The sequence below is a fragment of the Romboutsia sp. LXY-2 genome (assembly GCF_056171995.1).
Map to the genome: position 1 here is coordinate 1 of NZ_JBKFGI010000002.1, position 26,446 is coordinate 26,446.

Annotated in this window: 28 protein-coding genes, 1 pseudogene and 1 other annotated feature; of the genes and pseudogenes, 5 read left to right on the forward strand and 24 right to left on the reverse strand. The window is 29.6% G+C overall.

What is annotated here, in order from left to right; all coding sequences use genetic code 11:
* The 6 genes and pseudogenes from ACI48P_RS05080 to ACI48P_RS05105 all read right to left on the reverse strand — a co-directional run.
* A pseudogene (locus tag ACI48P_RS05080) lies at positions 1 to 231 on the reverse strand (3-phosphoshikimate 1-carboxyvinyltransferase); the annotation flags it as partial.
* Positions 224 to 1,270: a 3-dehydroquinate synthase gene (gene aroB, locus ACI48P_RS05085; protein ID WP_475214174.1), complete on the reverse strand. Its 1,047-nt coding sequence runs from the start codon at positions 1,268 to 1,270 to the stop codon at positions 224 to 226. The pseudogene ACI48P_RS05080 and the gene aroB, both read right to left, overlap by 8 nt.
* Positions 1,258 to 2,427, reverse strand: coding sequence for a chorismate synthase (gene aroC, locus ACI48P_RS05090; protein WP_475214176.1), 1,170 nt, complete (start codon positions 2,425 to 2,427; stop codon positions 1,258 to 1,260). Before aroC ends, aroB begins: the two co-directional genes overlap by 13 nt.
* Positions 2,428 to 2,527: 100 nt before the next feature.
* Positions 2,528 to 3,127, reverse strand: coding sequence for a flavodoxin family protein (locus ACI48P_RS05095; RefSeq protein ID WP_475214178.1), 600 nt, complete (start codon positions 3,125 to 3,127; stop codon positions 2,528 to 2,530).
* Positions 3,128 to 3,136: 9 nt separating this feature from the next.
* Complete coding sequence (locus tag ACI48P_RS05100; RefSeq protein WP_475214180.1) at positions 3,137 to 4,900, reverse strand: GAF domain-containing SpoIIE family protein phosphatase; 1,764 nt, start codon at positions 4,898 to 4,900, stop codon at positions 3,137 to 3,139.
* Between the two features lie 30 nt (positions 4,901 to 4,930).
* Positions 4,931 to 5,404 carry a hypothetical protein gene (locus ACI48P_RS05105; protein ID WP_475214181.1) on the reverse strand — a complete coding sequence of 158 codons (474 nt, stop codon included), beginning with the start codon at positions 5,402 to 5,404 and terminating at the stop codon, positions 4,931 to 4,933.
* A gap of 176 nt (positions 5,405 to 5,580) precedes the next feature.
* Between ACI48P_RS05105 and ACI48P_RS05110 the strand changes: the two genes are divergently transcribed.
* Entirely contained in the window at positions 5,581 to 6,054 is a 474-nt protein-coding gene (locus ACI48P_RS05110) for a hypothetical protein (protein WP_475214182.1), read from the forward strand.
* A gap of 57 nt (positions 6,055 to 6,111) precedes the next feature.
* Here ACI48P_RS05110 and ACI48P_RS05115 read toward each other — a convergent pair whose 3' ends face one another.
* The 5 genes from ACI48P_RS05115 to hpt all read right to left on the reverse strand — a co-directional run bounded on the left by ACI48P_RS05115 (position 6,112) and on the right by hpt (position 9,993).
* Complete coding sequence (locus ACI48P_RS05115) at positions 6,112 to 6,282, reverse strand: hypothetical protein (protein WP_475214183.1); 171 nt, start codon at positions 6,280 to 6,282, stop codon at positions 6,112 to 6,114.
* A 291-nt stretch (positions 6,283 to 6,573) separates the two neighbouring features.
* Positions 6,574 to 6,789, reverse strand: coding sequence for a small, acid-soluble spore protein, alpha/beta type (locus ACI48P_RS05120; RefSeq protein WP_475214184.1), 216 nt, complete (start codon positions 6,787 to 6,789; stop codon positions 6,574 to 6,576).
* 117 nt (positions 6,790 to 6,906) lie between these two features.
* On the reverse strand, positions 6,907 to 8,133 hold the full coding sequence (locus tag ACI48P_RS05125) for a BaiN/RdsA family NAD(P)/FAD-dependent oxidoreductase (protein ID WP_475214185.1): 1,227 nt from the start codon (positions 8,131 to 8,133) through the stop codon (positions 6,907 to 6,909).
* 24 nt (positions 8,134 to 8,157) lie between these two features.
* Positions 8,158 to 9,102 carry a phosphatase PAP2 family protein gene (locus tag ACI48P_RS05130; protein WP_475214186.1) on the reverse strand — a complete coding sequence of 315 codons (945 nt, stop codon included), beginning with the start codon at positions 9,100 to 9,102 and terminating at the stop codon, positions 8,158 to 8,160.
* Between the two features lie 366 nt (positions 9,103 to 9,468).
* Positions 9,469 to 9,993, reverse strand: coding sequence for a hypoxanthine phosphoribosyltransferase (gene hpt, locus ACI48P_RS05135; RefSeq protein WP_475214188.1), 525 nt, complete (start codon positions 9,991 to 9,993; stop codon positions 9,469 to 9,471).
* A gap of 387 nt (positions 9,994 to 10,380) precedes the next feature.
* On the opposite strand from hpt, the gene ACI48P_RS05140 reads away from it, so the two are divergent.
* A complete protein-coding gene (locus ACI48P_RS05140) occupies positions 10,381 to 11,457 on the forward strand; it encodes a pyridoxal phosphate-dependent aminotransferase (protein WP_475214191.1) in 1,077 nt (358 codons plus the stop codon).
* A gap of 84 nt (positions 11,458 to 11,541) precedes the next feature.
* Here the strand turns inward: ACI48P_RS05140 and ACI48P_RS05145 are convergent, their stop codons facing one another.
* The 3 genes from ACI48P_RS05145 to asnA form a co-directional block, all read right to left on the reverse strand.
* Positions 11,542 to 12,051, reverse strand: coding sequence for a signal peptidase I (locus ACI48P_RS05145; RefSeq protein WP_475214193.1), 510 nt, complete (start codon positions 12,049 to 12,051; stop codon positions 11,542 to 11,544).
* Positions 12,052 to 12,283: 232 nt separating this feature from the next.
* Positions 12,284 to 12,673, reverse strand: a complete 390-nt coding sequence (locus ACI48P_RS05150) for a YkvA family protein (protein ID WP_475214195.1) — start codon at positions 12,671 to 12,673, stop codon at positions 12,284 to 12,286.
* 86 nt (positions 12,674 to 12,759) lie between these two features.
* On the reverse strand, positions 12,760 to 13,764 hold the full coding sequence (gene asnA, locus ACI48P_RS05155) for an aspartate--ammonia ligase (protein ID WP_475214196.1): 1,005 nt from the start codon (positions 13,762 to 13,764) through the stop codon (positions 12,760 to 12,762).
* Positions 13,765 to 13,874: 110 nt separating this feature from the next.
* Positions 13,875 to 14,141: a binding site (T-box leader), on the reverse strand.
* 469 nt (positions 14,142 to 14,610) lie between these two features.
* Here asnA and ACI48P_RS05160 point away from each other — a divergent pair.
* The 3 genes from ACI48P_RS05160 (at position 14,611) to ACI48P_RS05170 (ending at position 17,868) form a co-directional block, all read left to right on the forward strand.
* Positions 14,611 to 16,125, forward strand: coding sequence for a bifunctional metallophosphatase/5'-nucleotidase (locus tag ACI48P_RS05160; protein WP_475214199.1), 1,515 nt, complete (start codon positions 14,611 to 14,613; stop codon positions 16,123 to 16,125).
* Positions 16,126 to 16,255: 130 nt separating this feature from the next.
* The gene (locus tag ACI48P_RS05165; protein WP_475214201.1) at positions 16,256 to 16,426 is read left to right on the forward strand and encodes a hypothetical protein; all 171 of its coding nucleotides are present in this window, start codon (positions 16,256 to 16,258) and stop codon (positions 16,424 to 16,426) included.
* Between the two features lie 383 nt (positions 16,427 to 16,809).
* On the forward strand, positions 16,810 to 17,868 hold the full coding sequence (locus ACI48P_RS05170; RefSeq protein WP_475214391.1) for an NAD(P)H-dependent flavin oxidoreductase: 1,059 nt from the start codon (positions 16,810 to 16,812) through the stop codon (positions 17,866 to 17,868).
* 150 nt (positions 17,869 to 18,018) lie between these two features.
* On the opposite strand, the gene ACI48P_RS05175 is transcribed toward ACI48P_RS05170, so the two are convergent.
* From ACI48P_RS05175 to fabK, 10 genes are all read right to left on the reverse strand, one after another.
* Positions 18,019 to 18,471 carry a MarR family winged helix-turn-helix transcriptional regulator gene (locus tag ACI48P_RS05175; RefSeq protein ID WP_475214203.1) on the reverse strand — a complete coding sequence of 151 codons (453 nt, stop codon included), beginning with the start codon at positions 18,469 to 18,471 and terminating at the stop codon, positions 18,019 to 18,021.
* A gap of 118 nt (positions 18,472 to 18,589) precedes the next feature.
* Positions 18,590 to 19,405 (reverse strand): acetyl-CoA carboxylase carboxyltransferase subunit alpha, encoded by an 816-nt coding sequence (locus tag ACI48P_RS05180; RefSeq protein ID WP_475214205.1) that lies wholly within the window; start codon positions 19,403 to 19,405, stop codon positions 18,590 to 18,592.
* The gene (gene accD / locus ACI48P_RS05185; protein WP_475214207.1) at positions 19,398 to 20,279 is read right to left on the reverse strand and encodes an acetyl-CoA carboxylase, carboxyltransferase subunit beta; all 882 of its coding nucleotides are present in this window, start codon (positions 20,277 to 20,279) and stop codon (positions 19,398 to 19,400) included. The genes ACI48P_RS05180 and accD overlap by 8 nt, the downstream gene beginning before the upstream one ends.
* Positions 20,272 to 21,624, reverse strand: coding sequence for an acetyl-CoA carboxylase biotin carboxylase subunit (locus ACI48P_RS05190; RefSeq protein ID WP_475214209.1), 1,353 nt, complete (start codon positions 21,622 to 21,624; stop codon positions 20,272 to 20,274). Before ACI48P_RS05190 ends, accD begins: the two co-directional genes overlap by 8 nt.
* Positions 21,625 to 21,632: 8 nt before the next feature.
* Positions 21,633 to 22,055: a 3-hydroxyacyl-ACP dehydratase FabZ gene (gene fabZ, locus ACI48P_RS05195; RefSeq protein WP_475214211.1), complete on the reverse strand. Its 423-nt coding sequence runs from the start codon at positions 22,053 to 22,055 to the stop codon at positions 21,633 to 21,635.
* A gap of 3 nt (positions 22,056 to 22,058) precedes the next feature.
* Positions 22,059 to 22,544, reverse strand: a complete 486-nt coding sequence (accB, locus tag ACI48P_RS05200) for an acetyl-CoA carboxylase biotin carboxyl carrier protein (RefSeq protein WP_475214213.1) — start codon at positions 22,542 to 22,544, stop codon at positions 22,059 to 22,061.
* 18 nt (positions 22,545 to 22,562) lie between these two features.
* On the reverse strand, positions 22,563 to 23,798 hold the full coding sequence (gene fabF, locus ACI48P_RS05205) for a beta-ketoacyl-ACP synthase II (protein ID WP_475214215.1): 1,236 nt from the start codon (positions 23,796 to 23,798) through the stop codon (positions 22,563 to 22,565).
* Positions 23,799 to 23,808: 10 nt separating this feature from the next.
* Positions 23,809 to 24,549 carry a 3-oxoacyl-[acyl-carrier-protein] reductase gene (fabG, locus tag ACI48P_RS05210; protein ID WP_475214217.1) on the reverse strand — a complete coding sequence of 247 codons (741 nt, stop codon included), beginning with the start codon at positions 24,547 to 24,549 and terminating at the stop codon, positions 23,809 to 23,811.
* A 13-nt stretch (positions 24,550 to 24,562) separates the two neighbouring features.
* Complete coding sequence (gene fabD, locus ACI48P_RS05215) at positions 24,563 to 25,507, reverse strand: ACP S-malonyltransferase (protein WP_475214219.1); 945 nt, start codon at positions 25,505 to 25,507, stop codon at positions 24,563 to 24,565.
* Positions 25,500 to 26,432 (reverse strand): enoyl-[acyl-carrier-protein] reductase FabK, encoded by a 933-nt coding sequence (gene fabK / locus ACI48P_RS05220; RefSeq protein WP_475214221.1) that lies wholly within the window; start codon positions 26,430 to 26,432, stop codon positions 25,500 to 25,502. The genes fabD and fabK overlap by 8 nt, the downstream gene beginning before the upstream one ends.
* Positions 26,433 to 26,446 lie beyond the last annotated feature (14 nt).

Sequence of the window (26,446 nt, forward strand, 5' to 3'; positions counted from 1 at the left end):
AATATCACCCGGTCTTTTTAATCCTCTAAGTCCATTACCTTTTACAAAAACGTCTTTTCCTTCTATATTGATATCTATTCCCATTTGTCTAAAGCAAGATATTGTGCTTAAACAATCTTCTCCCATTAAAAAATTACTTATTTTATTATTTCCTTTTGCTATAGACGAAAACATTATCGCCCTATGAGAAATAGACTTGTCCCCTATAAGTTCAAAACTTCCTTTAAGCATTTTTACACCTCTTTATTGTCTCTAATATCTTACTTTCGCTAATATCTTCTGCCACTTTTACTTCACCACGTCCAACTGGAAGAATTAAAGCTATATTTCCAAAGCTGTTTTTCTTATCACTTCTCATAACTTGAAGTATTTCTTCTTCATTTATATAATCATATCCTAGTTCAATATTATATTTTTTGCATAAATTTATAAATTCATTATAGTAAGCTTCATCTATTATACTTTCTTTTAATGCTAAATTAAAAGCCATATTCATTCCTATTCCTATAGCTTTTCCATGACTTAATTGCCCTAGTTTTTCTACTCCATGTCCAAAGGTGTGCCCAAAGTTTAGTATTTTTCTTAAACTAGATTCTTTTTCATCTTTTTCAACTATCTCTGCCTTTATTCGTACACATTTACTTGCTATGTAAGATAAACAATCTGTATCTCTATCTAATATTCTTTCACTATGCTTATATAGATAATCTAAAAACTCATAGTCATATATTATTCCATACTTTATTACTTCACTAATTCCATCCAAAAACTCTTCTTCAGGTAAGGTCTTTAGTGATGATATATTTATATATGTAAATACAGGTTGATAAAAGCTACCTATAATATTTTTAAATTCTCCTAAGTTTATTGCTGTTTTTCCCCCTACAGAAGAATCTACTTGTGATAGTAAACTAGTAGGAATTTGGATAACATCTATTCCTCTCATATATGTAGATGCTATAAATCCTGCTAAATCTCCAACTACACCTCCACCTAAAGCTATAATTGCTGATTTTCTTGATAAGTTTATTCTTATACAGTATTTCATTATCTCTTCATAAACTTCCAGTGACTTTGAATCTTCACCTGGCGGAATAATATATTCATATATAGTTTTACACACTACATTATCTATAAATTTATTAATTTGGTGATTATAAACATTTTGGTCTGTTATAATAAGTACATTATCATATTTTTTAGGTAATTCGAAAGATTTATAACTATTGTCTATTAATATGTTGCATACCTTATTCTCTATTTTTTCCATCCTCTATCACCTAGCCTTTTTACATATAAATTATAATTTGATTTTATATCTTGTAAATTATCTCCACCTATTTTATCTAAAAAATATTTACAAATTACAAAAGCTACTACATTTTCACAAACAATACTACATGCAGGTACTGCACAATTGTCCGACCTTTCAATACTAGCTTGGTATGTTTCTAAAGTGTTTATATTAATAGAGTTTAAAGGTTTATATAAAGTAGGTATTGGCTTCATTGCACATCTAATTATTATTTCTTCTCCTGTTGTCATTCCGCCTTCAATTCCACCTAATCTATTTGTTTTTCTAGTTATTCCATTATTATTTGAATAAGTTATTTCGTCCATTACTTCAGAACCATAATTACTTGCAACATCAAATCCTATTCCTATTTCTACACCTTTGATAGCTTGTGTACCCATAAGATGCATAGCTAGCTCTCCATCGATTTTTTTATCAAAGTGAGTGTATGAACCTAACCCTGGGATAACATTTTTTACTCTTATCTCAACAACTCCACCTATTGTATCCCCTTGAGCTTTTACCTTATCTATTTCTTTTATCATTTCTTCTTCTACAACTTTATTAACACATCTTACTGCACTACTATCTACATTTTCTTTTATGTAATTAAATTCATTTATTTCACTATTTTTAACTTTTCCTATTTGTATAACATGAGAAACAAAATCTATATCAAAGTTTTTAAGAATTTGTTTACATATAGCACCCACCGCAACTCTACTTGCAGTTTCTCTTGCACTTGATCTTTCTAAAACATTTCTTGCATCTTCAAAATCATACTTTAAACATCCAACTAAATCTGCATGCCCTGGTCTTACATTGCTTACTTTTTTGCTTTCAAAATCAACTTCTTCCATTGGATTCATGTAACTTGTCCAATTTTCATAATCCTTATTTATTATTTCTATTGATATTGGTGCACCTAAGGTTTTTTTACCTCTTACTCCTCCCAATATATTTATTTTATCTTGTTCTATTTTCATTCTTCCACCGCGACCATATCCACCTTGTCGCTTTTTTAATTCTTCATTTATTTCATCTATATTTAGCTCTACATTTGCTGGTACTCCATCTAATATAGAAATCAGACTTTTTCCATGAGATTCTCCACTAGTCAAATATCTAAGCATATCTTTCTCCTTGTCTATTATATTAAGCATTAAAAGGTATGAAATACTGTGTAATTCCATACCTTCTCTAATCTTGTTTAACTTTATTATTTATTAATTTTTATTTGTTTTTTACATCCTTTATATACAGCTCTAATTGCCTATTAAGATTATTTCTAAATTCATCATTTTCTAAAAATGATACTTTATCTGTATTATTTAAGTGTAAGTTATATAATAGTTTTGTATTTATACTCTTAAAGAAAAAGTCCATTACTAGTTGTCCCGCTTTAAACTGGGTTTCGTAAGTTCCACTTCCTCCAACTGCTATAAACATACCTACTCTTTTTTTACTTCTATCTATACAAGATTTTTTTAATATATATTTACTTGCATATATTGCTTGAGTTCTATCTACTACTGTCTTTAATTTTGCAGATATACAGTCAAAATGAACAGGGCTTATAACTATGCAACCTTCAGCTTCATCAAACATTTTATACATAGGAGTCATATCATCTTTTATCCTGCAATATCCTGTTTTATCACAAAATCCACATGCATTACAATAATCTATATCCATGTCATATATATCAAATACTTTATTGCTAATATTATTATTATCTAGCTCTTCTGATATATTTTTTACAATTTCACTGCAATTTTTACCTTTTCTTGCACTTCCATTTATTATTAATATTTGTGGGTATTTATTTTCCATAAACTCCTCCTACTTATTTTTCAGCATAACTACCAAGATATCATCGTCATAATCATCTAGTGATGAAAATAATTTTAGGTCTTTCTTTAAGCTTACTATTATTTCTTCTTGGCTAAGTTCATAATGTTTATGTAGGAATTTTTTTAGTCCGTCTACTCCATACTCTTCTTTTTCTTTATTTTTTATTTCTAAAATACCATCTGTATACATACATACCATAGAATACTTACTAATATCAAAGGTATTACTCTCATATTCTATATCATCTAATATTCCTAATGGTATTCCTTTTTTACATTTTAAGGCTTCTTCTATCGCCCCATCATCTTTTATTATTATCGGACTATAATGTCCTGCATTACAAACAGACATTATATTTTCTTTAGTATTCACTACACTTATCATACATGTAGTAAATACCCCCATTTTGTCAAATTCATCATATAAAGTTCTATTTAATTCTGACATTATTTCACCAGGCGTTCTATACCTATGACATAGTACCTTAAATGCACCTTTTATCATAGCTACTACGTAGTTCGAAACTATACCATGACCCATTACATCTGCAACTATATATATAATATTTTCTTCATCAATTTTGTAAGCATAATAAAAATCTCCTCCTACTACGGTAGCTGGTTTATGATAAAAGTATAATTCTTTTTCATCATTACAATCCATCTTACTTTTATCCATAATTAATTTTTGCTGCTTGCTTAATACATTAAGCTCATTTGCTAATACTTTATGTCTTACTTCTGTAATGTTATATTCATAAAGTTGCATACCAACAGATACTTGTTTAGCCAGAATGCTTAATATATTTAAATCATCATTTGTATAATTCTTACTATTTACACATACTATGCTTCCAAATATCCGATTTCTATCCTCTAATTTATAGTATATATAACTATCTACACCATTGTATTCTTCCGATTTTGCTTTATTACTATAAGCACCCATATCTTTTTTTCCAAAAATATTATCTATAACGGGATAACTATTTAGTTTCTTGTTTGAATCATGATTATAGTAACTAAATGTCCTCTTTTTATTATTAGTCTCATTAATTACAATTAATGCTTCTTTACTATTAGTAATGTTGCATGCTTGCTTACTTAAATGTTCTAAGAATTCATTTATATTTTTATTTTGATAAAGTCTTTTGGTTGCTTCATTTATAGAACTTATAGCCGCTCTTAATTTGTGTATTATCATTTTAGTATTACTATTATTTGAAGTAACTTCTATTGATAAACTTATTAGTGATGCAACAGAAGAAATATAATCAATATCATCTTGATTTATATAATCTTCATTAGTTAAGAAGCATGTCATAAATCCAATTACTGCATTATTACTAATAAGTGGGAATACTATTCTTCCCGTATATCCTTCTTCTCTAGCTAAATCCCACTCATCTTTTGCTCTTTCATCTTTAAATATATCTTCTATATATATTATTTTCTTTTCCTTAACTGCTTCGTGTATGTATTTTGGGTAAACATTAAAATCAATTTTTACTCCTGTTGGGTTTTCCATAGGAAAGACTTGTGGTACAAATTCTAAAGTTTGTGAACATACTAAATAGGCATGTTTATAGTTATTTTTATAAAATAAATTAACACATGCCTTTGTTGGATGAACTACTTCTAGCATCTTTTCTACTATTTTATCTTTTATACTAAAGAAATCTGATGATTGAGCAACCATAGATGATATTTGTACTAAATTACTCATTCTTTTGCTATCATTATTTTTGTTCATTTGACCCTTCCTCTCCCCCTAATTTATTATCTATTTTATCTTACTATATATATCTTTCATAGTAAACATAAAAACAGTTATAAAACTAAGTACTATTGCCCAATTAAAACTTGTCAATAGTCCGATAATAAGTAAAATAATCAATACATTTATTCCACTCTTACCTCGCTCACTTATTATGTCTATTGATGTGGCTTCTATATTATTTTTAATATTATATATTCTTTCTTTAACTTGTTGTTCAACATTTCTTTTGTAAACTACATAAGCTATTTCAACCAATAAAATTCCTATGCCACACATAATATTAATATTGAATGCTATTAATAATACGGCTAAACCTATTATTAATTTAATAATTTTAAATAGTAGGCTATCTATTTTTAGTGTTATGTTTTTTAGTTCCTTGCATTCTTCTCTTAATGTATATCCTTGAGATGGCATAGACTTCATTTTAGTTTTTACTACCTCAGAGTAAAATAACTTAATTATTCCATTTATCATTCTATCAACTCCTATTTTTAAGCATAATAATTTAAACTACATATTATTTTTAATTATTGCAATTATATTTTTTTTTATACTTGTCAATAATAAAAATATGGAATTTTTTATTTTATATGCAGTATATGTATTTACAAATTATTTTCATTATATATTTATCAAAGGAGTGTTTTTTTATGCAAATCGATCAACTTGATTTAGAGACACGTAGCAAATTATATGGCTATACAAAAAAGGTACTTAGAAAATATCAAAAAGGAATAGTAACTGGTAAATTAACCGCTGACAAATTTGCAGATAACATTTTATCTAACGATTCAATTGGAGATATATTAGATGAAGAATTATTATCACAGCAAGATTTTAAGACATCCTATATAGACTATATAGATACACTAATAAAAATGCAAAATACTAATTTATCAAATTCTAAAAAGAAAAAAAATGATTCTTCTAAAGATAAACCAACCATAAGTCAAAAAATTCAACTTAGAAACTTACTCGATTCTACAGGTTACAATTTATCTATACCTGATCAATATCTAACAGGAATTGATGTTGAAAATATTACAAAATACATAACTACAGGGTCAATTGATTTAGGAAATGAAAGAATATACAATTATGTTAGTAAATCAACTACGCATTAAAAAAAGAAGTCTCACGACTTCTTTTTTTAATTGACCTAACTCATTATAAAATTTTGTTTATCCTAGTGCTTTTTCCAATTTTGATAGATATTGAATTGGATAGTATTTTAGCAACTCTCTAAATTGCTCTACAGATAGTCCTTCCGTAGTTGTATAAATACGTATTTTTCCATCTAAATCTGCATTTATGAAATTAGTTTTAATTTCTTCAAAATTAACAGTAGACATGTCTGGACCTCCTTGTTTTTTATGTACTATCAATTCTATTTTTACCATTAATAGATTTTTTATAATGTTTTTATATAAATTTTATGTTAAATAATAAAAAATTCACTTTGCTCATGTCGCCAACGTCTGCTCGACAAGCTTTGAGCGACTACGTCTGCGAACCACTTCACATACCGTTGCTCAAGTTGAAAGCTGTGGGGTTTAAAACTAAAATAAAAGAAGATATGTATCTATAAAAGCTACATATCTTCCCTTACTATTTAATATTTAATTTACTTTATTAATTTTTGATTATTGTTGCTTTCCAGCCATTTGTTGCTCAGCCATTTCTACAAGTTTCTTAGTCATGTATCCACCTACATAACCATTTTCTCTAGCTGTAAGGTTTCCTTTATCTACTTGTTGATAGTTAGACATACCAAGTTCGTTAGCTATTTCTAATTTCATTTGGTTAAGTGCTGCTTTTGCTCCTGGAACTACTGTTGTGTTGTTATTGTTGTTTGACATTTTAACTACCTCTTTCTGTAAATAATTTTGTTTCTTGGTAGTATTATATGAATTTACAATTTTTTAATCCGAGGTAATTTTAACCTATTTTTTCAGTTTGAACCAACAACAAATTTACTAACAGTTATATCCCGCTAAATAAGCTGTAGAGAATGCTATCTGTAGGTTAAATCCGCCTGTATAAGCATCTACATCTATTACTTCTCCTGCAAAAAATAAGCCTTCAACTAATTTCGATTCCATAGTACTCGCATTTATTTCACCAACTTTTACGCCACCTGAAGTTATAATTGCTTCTTCAATTGGTCTATATCTTTTTACTGTTAATGTTAAATTCTTAAGTACGTGAATTAGTTTCTTTCTTTGCTCTCTTGATACTTGATGTACCACTGTTTCTGGTGGTATTTCACTTAATTCAATTATTATAGGTATTAATTTTTGTGGAAGTAAATCATCTAGTGATTTTTCAAACTTCTTATTTGTATATTTTTGGAAGTCCTTTTGGACTCTTTTATCTAATTTTTCTTCGTCTAAAGCCGGCTTTAAGTCAATTACAATTTTATAATTTTCCTTAGTAGTATCTTTCATTCTGCAACTTGCAGATTTTATTGTAGGTCCATCTAATCCATATTTAGTAAATTCTAACTCTCCAAAGTCATCATAAACTTTCTTATTTTTGCTATTATATACTGATATAGCAATATTTCTAAGTGATAGCTTTTCTAAGTCTTTCACATAATTTTCTTGGACTTCTATCCCTATTAAAGACGGCTTTATATCAGTGATAGTATGTCCATGATATTTTGCAAATTTATAACCATCTCCAGTTGAACCAGTTAAAGGATAACTTAATCCTCCAGTTGCAACTATTACTGAATCACACTCTATTTCTTTTTTATCGCTTAATATTACTTTTTCTATTTTATTATCCTTAGAAACAATTTTATCTACTTTAGAATTAAGCATTACCTTAACCTTTTTGTTTCTTAACTGCTTTTCTAAAGCAGCTACAACATCATGCGCTTTATCACTTTCAGGGAATACTCTTTTCCCTCTTTCTGTCTTAGTTTTTAATCCTAAGCTATTGAACATATCAATAACGTCAGTATTTGTAAATGTATAAAATGCACTATATAAAAACTTTCCATTAGTAGGAACATTTTCTATAAGTTCTTCAATATCACAATCATTAGTTATATTACATCTACCTTTACCCGTTATTAATATTTTTCTTCCTAATCTATGATTTTTTTCTAGTAGAGTTACATCCATACCTCTGTCAGCTGCTACTGCTGCTGCCATCATACCTGCAGCTCCTCCGCCTATTACTACTATTTTCTTCAAATAATCACCTTCCAGTAAATCTATCTATTGATCTAAGTTTAATTTTTTAAATAATGCAGGTGCACCTGCTACTGCGTAAAATACTATAATTGTATACCTTATGTAGTCTAGTATCATGGTTAATCTTTGTGTATTTGCCATTATTTCACTTACTATTAAAAACTCTGCTAAATACTTTAATCCTACGTATACTAGTCCTAAAGTTATTATTCCAATAATAAATCTATATATATTTATTGTTAACTTATTTTTGTTTTCAAATCTTCTCGTTTTGTTACCAAAGTTAATTTTTCGTCTATATTCCTCACCTGTTTTAAATTGAATAAATTGATCTTCAACTATATAACCAAATACAAACCCTGTAAGTAAACCAAACATTTTTACATACTCAACACTATTTAATAAAAATACTATTATTGCAAATGGAATCAGTAACAACAATAATAGATAATATTCTTTTGTATCATCTACCCTATCAAATATTTTAAGTAAAATAAGAGTAAACAATATAGCAAATATCCAGCCACATAATACGTCTATTGGCCAATGTACTGCTAAGTATAATCTAGATATACCTATTCCTAGAATCATTATCGTTCCAAGAATATACATCCAATTTGTTTTAAATACTTTCATTAAACTAACCCAAAAAGTAGTTCCTATTTGAGTGTGACCACTAGGGAAAGAATATCCTGTAGCTGTTGAAGTTCTTAAAGATTCTAAACCTGGTGTACCAATAGGTCTAGGTGCTTTGACAAACTCTTTTATCCCAGTGTTTATAGCTATATTTCCAACTAATGCAAATAAAATTCTCTGACCATACTTTTTATTTATACACCAGTACATAATAGCAGTAAATAAAATAATTACTGGTAATTCAGTACTAATAGTAAATATTAAAAATAACCCACTTAATAGAGGTGATCTTATACTCTGAAAAAATTGTAATATATTTAATTGAATATCCATAACTAAAAAACTCCTCCTTATAAAAATCTTTTGCCCTGTAAATATTTTAAAACACCTTAATATGTAAAAACATCTCCTATGAGATTATACCTAAATTTTGTTTAGAAATATACCTATTTGTCAAATATATGCTAAAATTCACTTTTACTATATGTAAAAAATTCGCTTCGCTTGAGCGACTACGTCTGCGAACTACTTCATGTCTCCAACGACTTCGTCCGTTGCTCAAAATCTTTTTTACGCTCAAAACCAGTCTATTGATATTACTTAAGTTCAGAAATTATCCACATAATTCGAAGTATTATAATATCATTAAGCGTAAAAAAGGTAAGTATCAAATTTACTATTTAATACTTACCTTTAATATTAAGCTTCTCCTACTACACCTATGTATGGTAGGTTTCTATATTTCTCAGCATAGTCTATTCCGTATCCAACTATGAACTTATCTTCGATAACAAATCCTACATAGTCAACAGGTATGTTTACTTTTCTTCTTTCTGGCTTGTCTAGTAATGTACATAACTTTAATGACTTAGGATTTCTAACCTTTAATGTTTCAACTAAATTACTTAATGTTAATCCAGAATCTATTATATCTTCAACTATTAGAACATTCTTTCCTTCTATATCCACATCAAGGTCTTTTATTATTTTAACTGTTCCTGAACTTTCTGTAGAGTTTCCATAACTAGAAACACTCATAAAATCTATATTAACGTCTAAATCAATAGTTCTTATTAAATCTGCTACAAATACACTTGCACCTTTTAATATTCCAACTACTAATAATTCTTCTCCTGCAAAATCTTTCTCTATTCGTTTACCTAATTCTTGAACTTTCGCTTTTAACTGCTCTTCAGATATCATTGTTTCTGTGATCTTGAACATTGTTAATCCTCCCGATATTCCGTATATTATGCTAATTTATTATAACATACTATCTCATTTTATTGAATATTTTTTTTGATTTTTATTATATAATTCGTAATTTTTATCATTTCAAATATATATTCCTTATATATTTTTCCTAATAACGAATATTTTATTTGATAATTCTTCACAAAATATTTATTAAAAAAATTCGCTTCGCTCATGTCGCCAACGTCTGCTCGGCAAGCTCACATCCCGTTGCTCAAGTTTGAAGGCGTTGATAAAAAATAAGTATAAAATATATTTAATCGTTAAATAAACCAATACTCCTTGTAATTTGAATTTTCTTTATACTATAATTTATATATGCAACAATAATTATACTTTAATTTTGGAGGTGCTTTTATGAGTGTTAATCATGGCGCTAATTTATACGATTTGTCTAGCAAATTTGGTTTTTCTAAAGAAGAATTTATGGACTTTAGTTCTAATATAAATCCTCTAGGAACTTCTAAACTTGCAAAAGAATATATAGTAAATAATATAGATATGGTATCTATGTATCCAGATCCAGATTACATAAATTTAAAAAAATCAATTTCTACATACTGTAACTGTCAACCTAACAATATAATACTTGGAAGTGGTGCAACAGAACTTATTTCTGCTTTTATAGAAACAATTAATCCTTCTAAGGCCTTACTTCTTTCTCCTGCTTATTCTGAGTATGAAAAAGAATTAAATAAAATAAGCTGTAATATTACTAAATACTACTATAAAGCTGAAGATAATTTTAGAAATGATGAAGAAGACCTTATTACCACTATCAATAGTGATAACTATCAATTGGTAATAATATGTAATCCTAATAATCCTACAGGATTTACATTTTCAAAATCTCAAATAGAAAAAATATTAAAAAATACCAATGCATTTGTAATGGTAGATGAAACATATATTGAATTCACTAATACAGAAGAGTTTTCTTCCGCTCAATTAGTGGATAATTACAGTAACTTATTTGTAATTAGAGGTACTTCTAAATTTTTCTCTACACCTGGTATAAGACTTGGATATGGACTTATCGGAAATGTACATATAAAAGAAAATATCTGCTCTAACTTAGATTTATGGAATATTAATATTTTTGCTTCTTCTATGGGTGAGATAATGTTTACAGATAATGATTTTATAAAAACTACTACTGATATTATGCTTAAAGAAAGAGACTATTTAACAAAAGAGCTTAGCTCATTAACTGATCTTAAAGTTTTTGAAAGCCAAGGAAACTTCATATTATGTAATATAAAATCTAAAAAGATTACAGCTAGAGAACTTAGAGAGCAGCTTATACCTCATAAAATAATAATAAGAGATTGTTCTTCATTTGATGGACTTGATGAGTATTACTTTAGAGTATGTATACTAAAGCCTGAAGAAAACAGAATATTAATTAATAATATAAAAAATATATTTAATTAAGTATATAAATAGGAGATATCTTTATATTAAGATATCTTCTATTATAGAAGTAATAAGTTTCTACTTTTATTTGTGCCTTTATTTTTAATTATTATGGGTATCTTTACTCCTACTATTAATAAGTATTAAAACTCCCATTAAAATCAATTCTGACCCTATAACCCAACTTTGAGAAAGAAGCTTAGAAACATATCCTACCTTAGGTATTTTAAATACGACTTTTCCGATAATATCTTCCTCTTTAACTAATTCCTCGTCTACAGAATTATTATTATCTCCTTTTGTTACATAACCTTTCTCATCAATTTGTTCTATTCTATGTGTGATAACTTGATTATTGCTATTAAAAGTAATAATATCTCCTACTTCTAATTTTTTAGGGTTAGATTTAAATGTAAATATTAAATCCCCTGGATAAAGATTTGGTTCCATACTTCCAGACAAAACAACGTAGCTTCTATATTTTATTATGTTATATGCTTTATCAGATTTTTGAGAAATTAAGTTTAATGCCATAATAACTAAGATGACTATTAAAATGCAATAAGTTAGATTTGCTAATGATGTCTTTTTATTTATTACTTTACTTTCCATAATTTTTCTCCTTTTAATTCAAGGCTCTATATAAATAATAATTAACCTAGGATTATATATTTATACTATTTTTCATCCTTATACAAAAAATTCGATTAGCTTGAGCAACTACGTCTGCGATTTTATTTTACTTACTATTAGCACATTGGCCTCACTTGGTTGCATGAGTTATTCACAGATTATGAGCCATTATAATCACCTAATACGCAAAAAAGAGTAAGGTTATTAAACCTTACTCCATATCATCTTTTATTGTAAAATCTACATCATCTATTACATTTGGGTCGTGTTCATCTTTAAGCATCGCTTTATACTTTTCTATTTCTTCATTAGCTATACCTAAACTCCATATGATTACAAATATATCATCAATAAATCCAAATATACCAGCAATCATCTCAGGTATTAAATCTATTCCAGAAATCATATATATTAATGCCGTTGCTAATGCAAATATTAATCTAGATTTGTTAATTATATTTACTCTTTTATCTATAAGAAAATCAGGTATCTTGAATATGTTAATTATAAATCCAAGTCCAAATTTGGCTTTTCTAAATCTTACTAAAACTCTTTTTAAAGAATCTAAAAGTATATCTATTATTCTAGTTAGGTTTTCCATATTTATCACCCCTCACTAACTTTCTTAATACAAGTTTATCATATATTATATACCATATAGTGAGTTTGATAAATATTTTTTAAATTTTATAGTAGGTGAATTCCTGAGGCACTACACTCTCTTACCATGTCTTCTCCCCATAAACCAACTTGAACTTCTCCTATATGTGCTTTATTTAAGAAATACATACAGATTCTAGATTGACCTATTCCTCCACCTATTGTGTATGGTAATTCTCCTTCTAATAAAGCTTTGTGGTAGTCTAATTCTTTTCTCTCTTCACAACCTGACATTTTTAACTGTCTTTCTAAGCTTTCTTCATCTACTCTTATTCCCATTGATGATAGTTCTATTGCTCTATCTAAAACAGGGTTGTAGAATAATATATCTCCGTTTAATTCCCAGTCATCATAGTCCGGACTTCTTCCATCATGCTTTTCTCCTGTTGTTAAGTCTTTACCTATTTGCATTAGGAAAACAGCACCTTTATCTTTAACGATTTTATCTTCTCTTTCCTTAGGACTTAATCCAGGATACATATCTAATAATTCTTGAGAAGTTATAAAGGTTATTTTTTCAGGTAATACTGATTCTAAACCTTCATACATACCGTGAATATGTTCTTCTGTTTCTTTAAATACGCTATATATTTTTTCTACCACACTCTTTAATGTTTGAGTATGTCTATCTTTTTTATCTATTATTAATTCCCAGTCCCATTGATCAACGTATAGAGAATGTAAGTTATCTAGTTCTTCATCTTTTCTTATTGCATTCATATCAGTATAAATCCCTTTACCTACTTCAAATCCATACTTCTTAAGAGCCATACGCTTCCATTTTGCTAAGGAATGTACTATTTCTGCCGTTTTATCCATATCTGGTACATGGAATTTTACTGCTGTTTCTATTCCGTTTAAGTTATCATTCATACCTGATTCCGGTAACACAAATAGTGGTGATGATACTCTAGTTAACTGTAATTTTTCTCCTAATTTATTTTCAAAAAAGTCCTTTAAATCCTTTATTGCTTGTTGAGTTTCTATTACTCCTAATTTACTTTCATATCTTTCTGGTATTACTAAACACATATTAATCACTCCTTGTAAATTTTTATTTTATAGTTGTTTAAAAATTTAGGAGTATGGCGCCATATCTCACAAATTAATTTTTTATAATAAAAAAAGCCCTTCATCCCTATAAAAGGGACGAAAGGCTACTCTTCCGCGGTACCACCCTGATTAGTTTGAAATTAATCAAACTCTACTCAAAACATGTACGGAGTATAATACTCGATACATCTCCAATTTGATAACGGTTTGGGTTCCGGCTAAGCCTACTCTTTAGGGTGAAAATTTCGGTTAGCGACTCCAGGATGTTCTTCAATATAGCTCTCGTGTTGGACTTCCACTACCACCAACTCGCTGTGACTACCTTCTATATTTACTCTTCCTTTCACTGTCTTTAAGGGTTTTATAAATTATATTATAGTAATGATAAGTTAAAAAAATACTATTGTCAACAATAATAATTTTTTTATTATATTAAATATTGATATTTATTATTACTAATATTTAATATAATATTCATTATATTTTATTTTGTTACACAATTTTTAATTTATTGCTTAATTAATAAAGTAATATGTAGAATTTTTTTTATTTAACCAACTCTTATTTTTTTTATCTCAATTGCTTTTTTTTACTTTTAAAACAACTATAGGTACAAACATTCCTTCATCTCCCAATATAGAAAGTATCCCCTTTTTCTTTTTAATTTCATAGGTATTTTGCTAATTAATAAAAATTTACTTTTTGGATATTTTAAATACTAATGCTATTATTTTAAGGCTTGATATTACTTTGTTTCTTATAATTTAATTATTTATACTATGATATAATTAATATAATATTATTAACTATCAGCGAGGTGTTATAATGAAAAATTTAAAAATATACTTTACATCAGATTTACATGGATATGTATATCCAACTAACTATGTAGATAAAACTCAAAAAAATATAGGTCTACTAAATATAATCAATGGATTTGAAAAAGATGGAAATACTTTAGTGATAGATTCTGGAGATACTATCCAAGGCTCTCCTTTTACAAATTACTTAAGCAATGCAAAATTTGATATTCATCCAATGGCTACTATAATGAATGCTGGTGGATATGACTACATAACTTTAGGTAATCATGACTTTAATTACGGATATGATTACTTAAAAAAATATCTTAATAACTTAAACGCAAAATGTTTATGTTGTAATGTAGAAGATAAAACTTCTCAAGTTGAAATACTGCCTTACGATATAAAAACAATGGAAAATGGGCTTAAAGTTGGTTTAATCGGCTTTACTACTGACTTTATAAATAGATGGGAAAGAGCTGAACATATTGCAAACTTCACAATTAGTGATACTTTTAACGCTGTAGAAAATATATATGACAAAGTTAAAAATCAGTGTGATTTATTAATAGGTATTTATCACGGTGGATTTGAGTATGATTTAGAAACTCACAAACAGTTAAGTAAAACTTCTGAAAACATAGCATACAAAATATGTAAAGAGTTTGATTTTGATGTGCTTCTTACAGGTCATCAGCATCTGGAAATAGGAGGACATAATTTACATGGAACTTACATAGCTCAAACACCTCCTAATGGTTCTAAATTCTTAGAATTAGATTTAGAGATAAGTGATGATAATAATATAAATATAAATTCTTCACTAAAAAATGTAGAACTAAATCCTAATAAAGAAATGTATGAACTATTTTTACCTCTTGAAACTAAAGTTCAAGAATGGTTAGATACTCCAGTTGGGTTCTTAGATAGTGATCTACAACCTTCTACCCATCTAGATATGGCAATAAACGGTTCACATTTAGCTAACTTTATAAATCAAATTCAATTAGAAGAAAGTGGCGCAGATATTTCATGTACTTCTTTTGCCAACTCGATCAAAGGATTTGATAAAAATGTTACTGTAAGGGATATAATGTCTACTTACATGTACCCTAATACTCTAGTACTCCTTGAAGTTAGCAGAGAAGATTTAAAGCTTGCTTTAGAAAGGTCTGCTAGCTACTTTAACAATAATAGTGGAGAGTTATCTGTATCAGATTTATTCTTAAAGCCTAAAGTTGAACACTATAACTACGACTATTTTGCAAATATAAATTATACTTTCGATTTAAATAAAGAGATTGGTAATAGAGTTACTTCTATTAAGTATAAAGGAGAAGAATTATCTGAAAATGATAGACTTACTCTTGTTATGAACAACTATAGAGCAACTGGTGCAGGTGGATATGAATTCTACAATGACTGTAAAATAATAAAAGAAATTCTTGTTGAAATGCCTGAAGTTATAATTAATTACTTTAAAAATAATAAAAATGTTGTAGTTGATAAGTCTAAATATATCAATATAATTTACTAATAATACACAACAATAGTATAGCCAATAGGTAAAAATTATTAAGTTTAAAAACACCCTTTCAGGAAATTCTATTATTGAATGGATTTATATATGAGTTATCCATTTAATAAAATAATGAAAGGGTGTTTTTATGAGACAATCAAAAAAATATAAAGAAAATAAAAACCAATCTATACAAAATATAGTGAATCACGCTCAAGGTGATACTGATTTAAAAGCTCAAGTTGAAGAAAAACAATCAGTTAAAATGAAAGTTCCTGAAAAAGGTCAAGATTTAGTGAAAAAGAATAATCTTTCTTAAATTATATATAGCTTAATTCTGTTGTTACTTAGAATTATTTAAGCTTATGTATCTAGCTTATTCGTAAAATTTCTGTAGACTTTATGTAATAGTAAAGACCGCAGAAATTTTTACGTATAAGGAATTTTTGATAGCTAATAATCTGTATATCACACCTAGAACCAAGTTCAAATAATCATCACTACACTACCTCTATTTTACCTTCTAAATCTATATAAAAATGTCCTTAAATTATAGTCATAAATTTAACACTTTTTTTCTTACATATTAGTATTTTACTATGTTTTTAAAGGTGTTTTTATAGTATAATATTAATTAGTACCAGGTGATAATATTTAGTATTATTATTGGTTCTCTAAATCAGAAAAGTAAGGAGAGGATTTATCATAAAACCGTTAATTATAGGAGATTTAATATCCAAGATACCCGTAATACAAGGGGGCATGGGAATCGGAATTTCAAGATCATCATTAGCAGCTGCTGTTGCTAAAGCTGGTGGTATTGGTGTAGTTTCAGGAGCTCAAGTTGGATATGATGAAGATGATTTTGAAAGTAATACTTTAGTCGCTAATTTAAGGGCTTTAAGAAAACATATAACAACTGCAAAGGAGAACTCTTCACAAGGAATAATCGGTGTAAACCTTATGGTTGCTATGAACCACTATGAAGAGCATGTTAAGGAATCTATTAAATCTGGTGTAGATTTAATAATTTCTGGAGCTGGACTTCCTATCAAGCTTCCAAGTTTAGTAAAAGAAAGTAAAGTTAAGATAGCTCCAATAGTATCATCTGCAAAAGCAGCTAGTGTATTATTAAAGATGTGGGATAAAAAAGATAACACTACAGCTGATTTAATAGTTGTTGAAGGTCCAAAAGCAGGTGGACATCTTGGTTTTTCAAATAAAGAATTAGATGATGTTGAAGCAATAGACTATGATAAAGAATTTGTAGATATACTTGAAATCGCTAAAACTTACGGTGAAAAATATAATAAAGAAATTCCAGTAGTTGCAGCTGGAGGTATTTCTACAAGTGATGATGTTAAAAAGTACATTGATATGGGCGCTAGCGGTGTTCAAGTAGGTACTAGATTTGTAACTACTCATGAATGTGATGCACATGAAAACTTTAAAATGGCATATGTAAATGCAACTGAAGATGATATAGCGATAGTTAAAAGTCCTGTTGGTCTTCCTGGAAGAGCACTACAAAACAAGTTTATTGAAGAAGTTACTATAAGTAGACCTGAAATTACAAAATGTTATAGATGTATATCTCATTGTAATCCTAAGACTACTCCATATTGTATATCTAAAGCACTTATAAATGGTGTTAAAGGTGATCTTGACAATGCTTTATTATTCTGTGGAGCAGATGCATATAAAGCAGACAAACTAAGCTCTGTTCAAGAAGTAGTGGATGAATTAGTTTCAAAACTATAATAAAAAAAATGTTAACTATCTCAATATGAGTAGTTAACATTTTTATGTGAATATCTTTAATTAATTAAAATACATATAATTTAACCAGTACGCTTTATATATGATGTATGTTTTTTAGTTTTAAAAATACACAAAAAAATAAAAAGCTTACTATAGTAAGCTTTTATATTTATCCTCAAAGAATACATTTAATTTTTCAAGAGCTACAGTAATAACTTCTTTTTCTTCTGATGTGAAAAGTCCTGTCATCGACTTTACCATTTCTTCATGGAAGACATAATGCTTTTTATATACGTCTTTTCCTGCATCAGTTAGACTTACTAAAACAACTCTTCTATCTTCTTCTATTCTTTTTCTTTCAACATATCCTTTTTTTATAAGCTTATTAATAGCAGTAGTTAAAGTACCCACTGTTATTCTTAGGTCATAGGCAACTTCGCCCATTGTTCTTCCACCTTCTAAGCCTATTGCCTCAATAGTGTGAATTTCTGTCATTGATACATCTTTGTAATCAGTCTGTTTTAAAGACTTTTCCTCAATGTGTAAAATATCATTAAATAGTTGCACCAATAATTTGTTTAATAAAATTTCTGTATTTCCCATTTTTCCGCTCTCCATATTCTATTCTTATTATTAATTATAATAAAGTTTCTACATAATTTCAATTGGTGCTAGACATATTTTGATAATATAATACTTTGATTGATAAAATTATTATATTTTAATAAAAATTCCCCATCTTTCTGAATTTTTCATATCTAATTTCTACTAATTGATCATTGTCCATATCTTTTAGTTCCATTAGATCCGTTATAATTTGTTCTTCTATCTTTTTGGCCATTTCATGAGGATTTTTATGTGCACCGCCTTGAGGTTCAATTATCACATTATCTATCATCTCGAATTCATTTAGATCATAAGAGGTAATTTTCATGACATCCGCCGCTTCTTTTGCTCTAGACGCATCCTTCCAAAGAATTGATGCAAATCCTTCTGGAGATAAAACTGAGTAGATGGAATTTTCTAGCATATATATTTTATCAGCTACAGCTAATGCTAACGCTCCACCACTGCCACCTTCTCCAATAACTATGGATATTATTGGAGTTCTTAGCCTACTCATCTTAAGAAGATTCTGTGCAATAGCATGACCTTGACCTCTTTCTTCCGCTCCAATCCCGCAAAAAGCACCGGGTGTATCAACAAAACAAATTATAGGTCTATTAAACTTTTCTGCTTGTTCCATTAGCCTTAGGGCTTTTCTATATCCTTCTGGGTGAGGCATACCAAAGTTCATATCTATATTTTCTTTTGTTGTCTTACCTTTATTTATTCCAATAACAGTAACATTTATACCTTCAATGGATGCAATTCCACCAATTATAGCTTTATCATCTCGAAAACATCTATCTCCGTGAAGTTCTACAAAATCAGGAAATATATTTTCTATATAAAATCTAGCATTAGGTCTATCCTTATGCCTAGCAGTACTTACTCTATCCCAAGATGAAACTTGGCTTATAATTTCACTATACATTTTTACTCACTCCATGTAAGCTTAATAATTTTGACAAATACTTCTTCATATCTTTTCTCTTAACTATCGCATCTATAAAGCCTTTTTCTAGGCCAAATTCTGCACTTTGAAAATCATCAGGAAGTTTTTGTCCTATTGTACCCTCAATTACTCTTCTTCCAGCAAATCCTACAGTTGCCTCAGGCTCACTTATTATTATATCACCTTGCATTGCAAAACTTGCTGTTACTCCTCCTGTAGTAGGATTTGTAAGAACACTAATATACAAAAGATTTTCTTCATCATGTTTCGCTAGAGCTGAAGATATTTTTGCCATTTGCATTAATGAGAAGATTCCTTCTTGCATTCTAGCTCCACCAGAAGCTGAAAATATTATAACAGGCAATTTATTTTCTGTTGCATATTCAACTATTCTGGCTATCTTTTCTCCAACTGCACTTCCCATACTCCCCATCATAAAGTTGCTATCCATAACTGCTACAGCAGTTTTCTTAGAAAAAATAGTTCCGTAACCTGTTATTACAGCTTCATTTATATTAGACTTTTCTTGATTTACTTGTATTTTCTTTTCGTAGCCTTCAAAGTCTAGTGGATTATGAGAAGTTATATCATCAAATAAAGTAACAAAACTATCCGCATCAAAAATTTGAGCTATTCTAGTTTTAGATCCTACTCTAAAATGATTACCACAATTTATACATACATTGTTGTTATTATCTAAGTCCTCATTATAAATTATGTTTTTACATTTATTACAATTAATCCATTTTCCTTCAGGAACATTAGGTTTTACTTCCTGAACAGTTTCATTGTTCTCCAATGGAATTCTTTTAACAGTTACATATTCTTTTTTCTTAAATAAATTCTTAAGCATACTCTTTTACCATCTTTTCTTCTAAAAATGATGTGGTATAATTTCCAGCAATAAAATCTTTATGTTCTAAAATTTCATATTGGAAATCAATATTTGTAGTAACTCCACCTATTGCAAATTCACCTAAAGATCTCTTCATCTTAACTATAGCTTCTTCTCTATCTTTACCATGAGTAATAAGTTTACCTATCATTGAGTCATAATAGTGAGGTATTTTATAACCACAGTAAATAGCACTATCTATTCTAACTCCAAGTCCTGATGGCATACTTAACTCAGTTATTAGTCCTGGACAAGGTGCAAAATTTCTCTTTGGATCTTCTGCATTTATCCTACACTCTATTGCGTGACCACTTATAACTATATCTTCTTGAGTCATTTCAAGTTTTTGATCACTAGCAATCTTTAGCTGCTCTTTAACTATATCAATATTTGTTATCATCTCTGTAATAGGATGTTCTACTTGGATTCTCGTATTCATCTCCATAAAATAATAATTACTTTGGCTATCAACTAAAAATTCTATAGTACCTACATTTTTATAGTTTACAGCTTTAGCAGCTCTTATTGCATCTTCACCCATTCTTTTTCTTAGTTCTTCATTCAAGAATGATGACGGAGCTTCTTCTAATACTTTTTGATTATTTCTTTGAAGAGAGCATTCTCTTTCTCCTAGATGAATTGTGTTTCCATGTTGATCTGCCATTATTTGAAACTCTATATGTCTTGGATTTTCAATGTATTTTTCAATATATATTTTGTCGTCTCCAAAGCAAGCTCTTGCTTCTGCTTTAGCAGCTTCATAGTTATGTTTGAAATCCTTAAGATCTCTAACTATTCTTATACCTTTACCGCCACCACCGCTAGCAGCTTTTATCATCAGAGGACAACCAATACCTTCTGCTATCTTATAAGCTTCTTCATAAGACTCTATATGCCCTTCATAACCTGGAACTACAGGAACCTTAGCCTTTTTCATTATTTCTCTAGCTCTGGCCTTATCTCCCATTAACTCAATAGTTTCATAATCTGGACCTATAAACTTAATATTACATTCCTCGCACATCTTAGCAAACTTTGGATTTTCTGATAAAAATCCAAAGCCTGGATGTATTCCCTCACATCCTGTTAAGATACATGCGCTTAGAATATTTGTAATGTTTAAGTAACTATCTTTAGAAGCAGGTGCACCTACACAAATAGCTTCATCAGCTAATTGTGTGTGTAGTGCATCTCTATCGCCTTCAGAGTAAATTGCAACAGTTTGTATTCCAAGCTCTCTACAAGCCCTTATTATTCTTACTGCAATTTCACCTCTATTTGCTATAAGTATTTTTCTAAACATTGTATCACCTATCCTATAGCGAACATTATTTCACCTTCGCAAACTATTTTACCATCTACAGTGGCTTTTCCTTTTGCCACCCCTATGTTACCTCTCATTTTTACTAACTCAACGAATAAATCAAGTCTATCTCCTGGTACAACTTGTTTTTTCCATCTTACTTTATCTGCACCTACTAAAAATCCGATTTTCCCTTTGAATTCTTCTTTTGATAATACAGCTACAGCTCCCATTTGAGCTAAAGCTTCTAGTATAAGCACTCCTGGCATAACAGGGTACTCTGGAAAATGCCCATTAAAAAACGCTTCATTTGCACTTACATTTTTATAACCTTTAACACTTTCACCTTCTACTATTTCTTCTATTCTATCTATCATTAAGAATGGATATCTATGAGGTAATATTTCCTTAATCTCTTTAATTCCTAACATAACTTATCTCCTAACTTTGAACATTGGTTGACCATACTCCACCATTTGTCCATTTTCAGCTTCTATACTTAATATCTCACAGTCAAAGTCTGCAACAATTTCATTCATAAGTTTCATAGCTTCAACTATACAAAGTACTTGACCTTTTTTTACCTTTTGACCAACATTTACAAAAGGATCTGCTTCTGGAGATACAGCTTCATAGAATGTTCCAACCATTGGTGAATTAATAAATTCACCATCTTCTTCTTTCGCTGATGCCATTTCTACTTGAGCTGATGGATCTATTTTTTCTATTTGTTCTTTTTTTACTATATCTTTATCAGCACCTTGTATAGGTGTATTATCTACCACTGTGCTAGTTGTTTCACTATTTCTATATAAACTCTTATCCATTTTTACGTAAGTATTTTCATTCTTTACTTCAAAATAAGATAAATCTGAGTCATTAACTAATTGAATTAATTCTTTTACTTGTTCAAATTTCATATAAATAAACCTCCCAGTTTACTCCCATCTCTTAAATAAAAGTGTTGCATTGTGTCCACCAAATCCAAGAGAATTTGTTAAAGCATATTTTAAATTAGCTTCTCTTCCAACATTAGGTACATAGTCTAAGTCTAATTCTTCATCTTTACACTTGTATCCAATTGTAGGCGGTACAAAACCTTCTTCTAATGCTTTGATACATATTATTGATTCTATGGCACCTGCTGCACCTAATAAGTGACCTGTCATAGACTTTGTTGATGAAACTGGTATATTATATGCATTTTCTTTGAATACATTTTTTATAGCTCTAGTCTCGAATAAATCATTATATGGTGTTGATGTACCATGTGCATTTATATATGAAACTTCATTAGGGTCTATATTTGCCTCATTAATAGCTTCAAGCATTGCTCTTGATGCACTATATCCTTCAGGATCTGGTGAAGTTATATGATATGCATCACAAGTACTTCCATAACCAACTATTTCACCGATTATGTTTGCTCCTCTATTTTGAGCATGCTCTAAACTTTCTATAATAAGCGCTCCACAACCTTCACCCATAACAAATCCACTTCTTTCTTTGTCAAATGGTACTGAACCTCTTTGTGGGTCATTATTACTATTTAGTGCTCTCATATTAGAGAATCCTGCAATTGCAATTGGTGTAATAGATGCTTCTGTTCCACCACATATCATTACATCTGCGTACCCATGCTTTATATATCTAAATGCATCACCTATGTTGTTAGTTCCAGTAGCACAAGCAGTAACAGCTGATGTACAAGTACCTTTTGCTTCATACTTAATAGCAACATTTGCCGCTGCTGCATTTATAATCGTCATAGGTATATACATTGGTGATACTCTCTTAGGTCCCTTTGCATGTATGTTATTAAACTCTTGCTCATGAGTATGGAATCCTCCGATTCCTGAACCAAGCATTACACCAAATCTTTCTCTTTCAATATCTGCAGTATCTAAACCAGATTGCTTAATAGCTTCTTCTGTTGCTATCAAAGCATATTGAGTAAATTTATCCAATCTTCTCATATCCTTTTTGTCTAGATAATCTGCTATATTAAGATTCTTAACTTCTCCAGCTATTTTTACTTCTAAGTTTTCAGTATCTATAGATTTTATAAAATCAATTCCTAATTGACCATTCTTTGCATTATTCCAAAATTCTTCTACATTATTCCCTATTGGAGTTACTGCTCCAACTCCTGTTATAACAACTCTCCTACTCATAGGACCTCCTCTACATAGCCATTCCGCCATCAACACTTATTACTTGACCTGTTATATAATTAGACTGATCACTTGCTAAAAATGCTGCTAAATTAGCTACATCCTCAGTAGATCCAAGTCTTTTTAAAGGTACTTGTAATAGCATTGATTTTTTTTGTTCATCAGTTAGCACTTTAGTCATATCAGTATCTATAAAACCTGGCGCTATAGCATTTACATTTATATTTCTACTTCCAAGTTCTCTTGCTAAAGATTTAGTCATCCCTATTACCCCTGCTTTAGAAGCACAGTAATTTACTTGCCCTGGATTTCCTAAAAGTCCTACAACAGAAGACATGTTTATTATTTTTCCACTTTTTTGTTTTAACATTATTGGAGATACTGCTCTTAAGCAGTTAAAAGCTCCTTTTAAGTTAACTTCTATTACTTTATCAAAATCTTCTTCCGTCATTCTTATTATTAATGTATCTTTAGTTATACCAGCGTTATTAACTAAGATATCTATTTTTCCAAATGTATTTTTTGCTTCATTTATTAGATTTGACGCTTGCTCAAAGTCACTTACATCTGCTTTGACAATCAAAGTATTAACTCCTAACTTTTCAAGCTCATTCTTAAGCTCTACTGCTTCAGCATCACTACTTCTATAATTTATAACTATATTTGCTCCTAAAGACGCATACTTAAGGGCGATTTCTCTACCTATCCCTCTAGTAGCTCCTGTTATTACTGCACATTTTCCACTTAACATGACTTAATCCTTCCTAAGAATATACAGGTACTAGTATATCAATAGTGGCTCTTAGAGAATCCATATCTTCTATGTTAAATACCCTTATGTTCTTATCTATTTTCTTTACAAAACCACTTAGGGCTTTTCCAGGACCTATTTCAATAAATGTATCTACACCTTTTGAAATCATGTCTTTTATACTATCTTCAAATAATACTGAAGACATGATCTGTCTTCTTAATAAATCTTTTATGTCATCCTCATTGCAATACGGCATTCCTTTTACATTGCTGTAAACCGTCTTTTCTAGAGAGTTGATTTCAGCTTCTTTTAATTCTTCATAATATTTATAACTTGCTTCTTCATAAAGTGAACTATGGAAAGGACCACTAACCTTAAGAGGTATTGCCATTCCTCCAAGCTCTTTTGCAATTTTAGCACTAGCTTTTATTGCTGGTATTTCTCCTGCTATAACAACTTGCCCTGGGCAGTTGTAGTTAGCTGCTTCAATAACACCAAACTCTGATGCTTTTTCTAATAATTCATTTATTTTTTCTCTGTTTAGTTTTACTACTGCTGCCATACTTCCAGCATCTTTGTCTAAAGAGTTTTCCATTATAGATGCTCTCTTTTTTACAAGCTTTAATCCATCTTCAAAAGATAAAGCTCCTCCATATATAAGTGCAGCATACTCACCTAATGAAAGGCCTGCCACATAATCTGCTTCTATTCCTTCTAATTGTAGTGCTTTAAGGCAAGCCAGAGATGTTAATAATATCGCTGGCTGATTATTTTCTGTCCTAGTAAGTTCTTGTTCAGGTCCTTCAAATATTATTTCTTTTATTGGCATATCTAATAGTTCTTGACCTTTATCAAAAATCTCTTTGCACTCTTTAATATTTTCATATAAGCTTTTTCCCATATTTACATATTGAGCACCTTGGCCAGGAAAAAGAAATGCTATTTTCTTACTCATAGAACCTCCTAAGATTGTTTTCACATTCAGTAACTACTTCTTGTATTATTTGGCTACAACTTTGCTCAGCTTTTACTAAACCTGCAATTTGCCCTGCCATTACTGATCCATTTTCTACGTCTCCATCTTTTACTGCTCTTTTTAAAGCTCCTCTTCCAAGCTCTTCAAGCTCTTCACAGTTTCCTTTTTCTTTTTCTATCTTTAAGTAGTCCCTAGTAAGCTTATTTCTAAGCACTCTTATAGGGTGAGATGTAGACATACCTGTTACTTCCGTATCTATATCTTTTGCTTTTATTACTTTTTCTTTGTATTTTGGATGTACTGTACACTCTGAAGATACTAAGAATCTAGTTCCCATTTGTACACCTTCTGCACCTAACATAAATGATGCAGCCATCCCTCTACCATCTCCTATTCCACCTGCTGCTATTACAGGAATATTAACAGCATCTACAACTTGTGGAACTAAAGACATAGTTGTTAATTGACCTATATGTCCTCCTGCTTCCATACCTTCAACAATTACAGCATCTGCTCCGAATTTCTCCATACGCTTAGCTATTGCAACTGATGGTACAACAGGAATTACTTTTATATTGTGAGCTTTCCATTTTTCCATGTACTTTCCAGGGCTTCCTGCACCTGTAGTTACTACTGTAACACCTTCTTCACAAACTAAATCAGCTATTTCATCTACATTATCTTGCATTAGCATGATATTTACACCAAATGGTTTATCTGTAAGTGATTTAGCCTTTCTTATTTGTTCTCTAACCACCTCAGTAGGTCCTACTCCTGTGATTATACCTAGACCTCCACCTTCACTAACTCCAACAGCTAATGATGCATCTGATATCCAGGCCATCCCACCTTGTAAGATGGGATGTTTTATATTAAGTAATTCTGTAATTTTAGAATTCTTCATATTTCCTCCTATAA

What these genes read in the sequence shown, in the direction of transcription:
- asnA (WP_475214196.1), bottom strand. Translation starts at nt 13,764, where the DNA reads ATGTGTTTAGTAATACCAGAAAGATATGAAAGTAAATTAGGAGTAATA.
- ACI48P_RS05180 (WP_475214205.1), bottom strand. Translation starts at nt 19,405, where the DNA reads ATGTATAGTGAAATTATAAGCCAAGTTTCATCTTGGGATAGAGTAAGT.
- ACI48P_RS05165 (WP_475214201.1), top strand. Translation starts at nt 16,256, where the DNA reads ATGAGACAATCAAAAAAATATAAAGAAAATAAAAACCAATCTATACAA.
- ACI48P_RS05160 (WP_475214199.1), top strand. Translation starts at nt 14,611, where the DNA reads ATGAAAAATTTAAAAATATACTTTACATCAGATTTACATGGATATGTA.
- ACI48P_RS05105 (WP_475214181.1), bottom strand. Translation starts at nt 5,404, where the DNA reads ATGATAAATGGAATAATTAAGTTATTTTACTCTGAGGTAGTAAAAACT.
- ACI48P_RS05175 (WP_475214203.1), bottom strand. Translation starts at nt 18,471, where the DNA reads ATGGGAAATACAGAAATTTTATTAAACAAATTATTGGTGCAACTATTT.
- ACI48P_RS05095 (WP_475214178.1), bottom strand. Translation starts at nt 3,127, where the DNA reads ATGGAAAATAAATACCCACAAATATTAATAATAAATGGAAGTGCAAGA.
- aroB (WP_475214174.1), bottom strand. Translation starts at nt 1,270, where the DNA reads ATGGAAAAAATAGAGAATAAGGTATGCAACATATTAATAGACAATAGT.
- ACI48P_RS05140 (WP_475214191.1), top strand. Translation starts at nt 10,381, where the DNA reads ATGAGTGTTAATCATGGCGCTAATTTATACGATTTGTCTAGCAAATTT.
- ACI48P_RS05190 (WP_475214209.1), bottom strand. Translation starts at nt 21,624, where the DNA reads ATGTTTAGAAAAATACTTATAGCAAATAGAGGTGAAATTGCAGTAAGA.
- aroC (WP_475214176.1), bottom strand. Translation starts at nt 2,427, where the DNA reads ATGCTTAGATATTTGACTAGTGGAGAATCTCATGGAAAAAGTCTGATT.
- ACI48P_RS05150 (WP_475214195.1), bottom strand. Translation starts at nt 12,673, where the DNA reads ATGGAAAACCTAACTAGAATAATAGATATACTTTTAGATTCTTTAAAA.
- ACI48P_RS05110 (WP_475214182.1), top strand. Translation starts at nt 5,581, where the DNA reads ATGCAAATCGATCAACTTGATTTAGAGACACGTAGCAAATTATATGGC.
- ACI48P_RS05100 (WP_475214180.1), bottom strand. Translation starts at nt 4,900, where the DNA reads ATGAACAAAAATAATGATAGCAAAAGAATGAGTAATTTAGTACAAATA.
- fabD (WP_475214219.1), bottom strand. Translation starts at nt 25,507, where the DNA reads ATGAGTAAGAAAATAGCATTTCTTTTTCCTGGCCAAGGTGCTCAATAT.
- fabZ (WP_475214211.1), bottom strand. Translation starts at nt 22,055, where the DNA reads ATGTTAGGAATTAAAGAGATTAAGGAAATATTACCTCATAGATATCCA.
- ACI48P_RS05145 (WP_475214193.1), bottom strand. Translation starts at nt 12,051, where the DNA reads ATGGAAAGTAAAGTAATAAATAAAAAGACATCATTAGCAAATCTAACT.
- ACI48P_RS05115 (WP_475214183.1), bottom strand. Translation starts at nt 6,282, where the DNA reads ATGTCTACTGTTAATTTTGAAGAAATTAAAACTAATTTCATAAATGCA.
- ACI48P_RS05120 (WP_475214184.1), bottom strand. Translation starts at nt 6,789, where the DNA reads ATGTCAAACAACAATAACAACACAACAGTAGTTCCAGGAGCAAAAGCA.
- accD (WP_475214207.1), bottom strand. Translation starts at nt 20,279, where the DNA reads ATGCTTAAGAATTTATTTAAGAAAAAAGAATATGTAACTGTTAAAAGA.
- accB (WP_475214213.1), bottom strand. Translation starts at nt 22,544, where the DNA reads ATGAAATTTGAACAAGTAAAAGAATTAATTCAATTAGTTAATGACTCA.
- fabF (WP_475214215.1), bottom strand. Translation starts at nt 23,798, where the DNA reads ATGAGTAGGAGAGTTGTTATAACAGGAGTTGGAGCAGTAACTCCAATA.
- ACI48P_RS05130 (WP_475214186.1), bottom strand. Translation starts at nt 9,102, where the DNA reads ATGGATATTCAATTAAATATATTACAATTTTTTCAGAGTATAAGATCA.
- fabG (WP_475214217.1), bottom strand. Translation starts at nt 24,549, where the DNA reads ATGTTAAGTGGAAAATGTGCAGTAATAACAGGAGCTACTAGAGGGATA.
- fabK (WP_475214221.1), bottom strand. Translation starts at nt 26,432, where the DNA reads ATGAAGAATTCTAAAATTACAGAATTACTTAATATAAAACATCCCATC.
- hpt (WP_475214188.1), bottom strand. Translation starts at nt 9,993, where the DNA reads ATGTTCAAGATCACAGAAACAATGATATCTGAAGAGCAGTTAAAAGCG.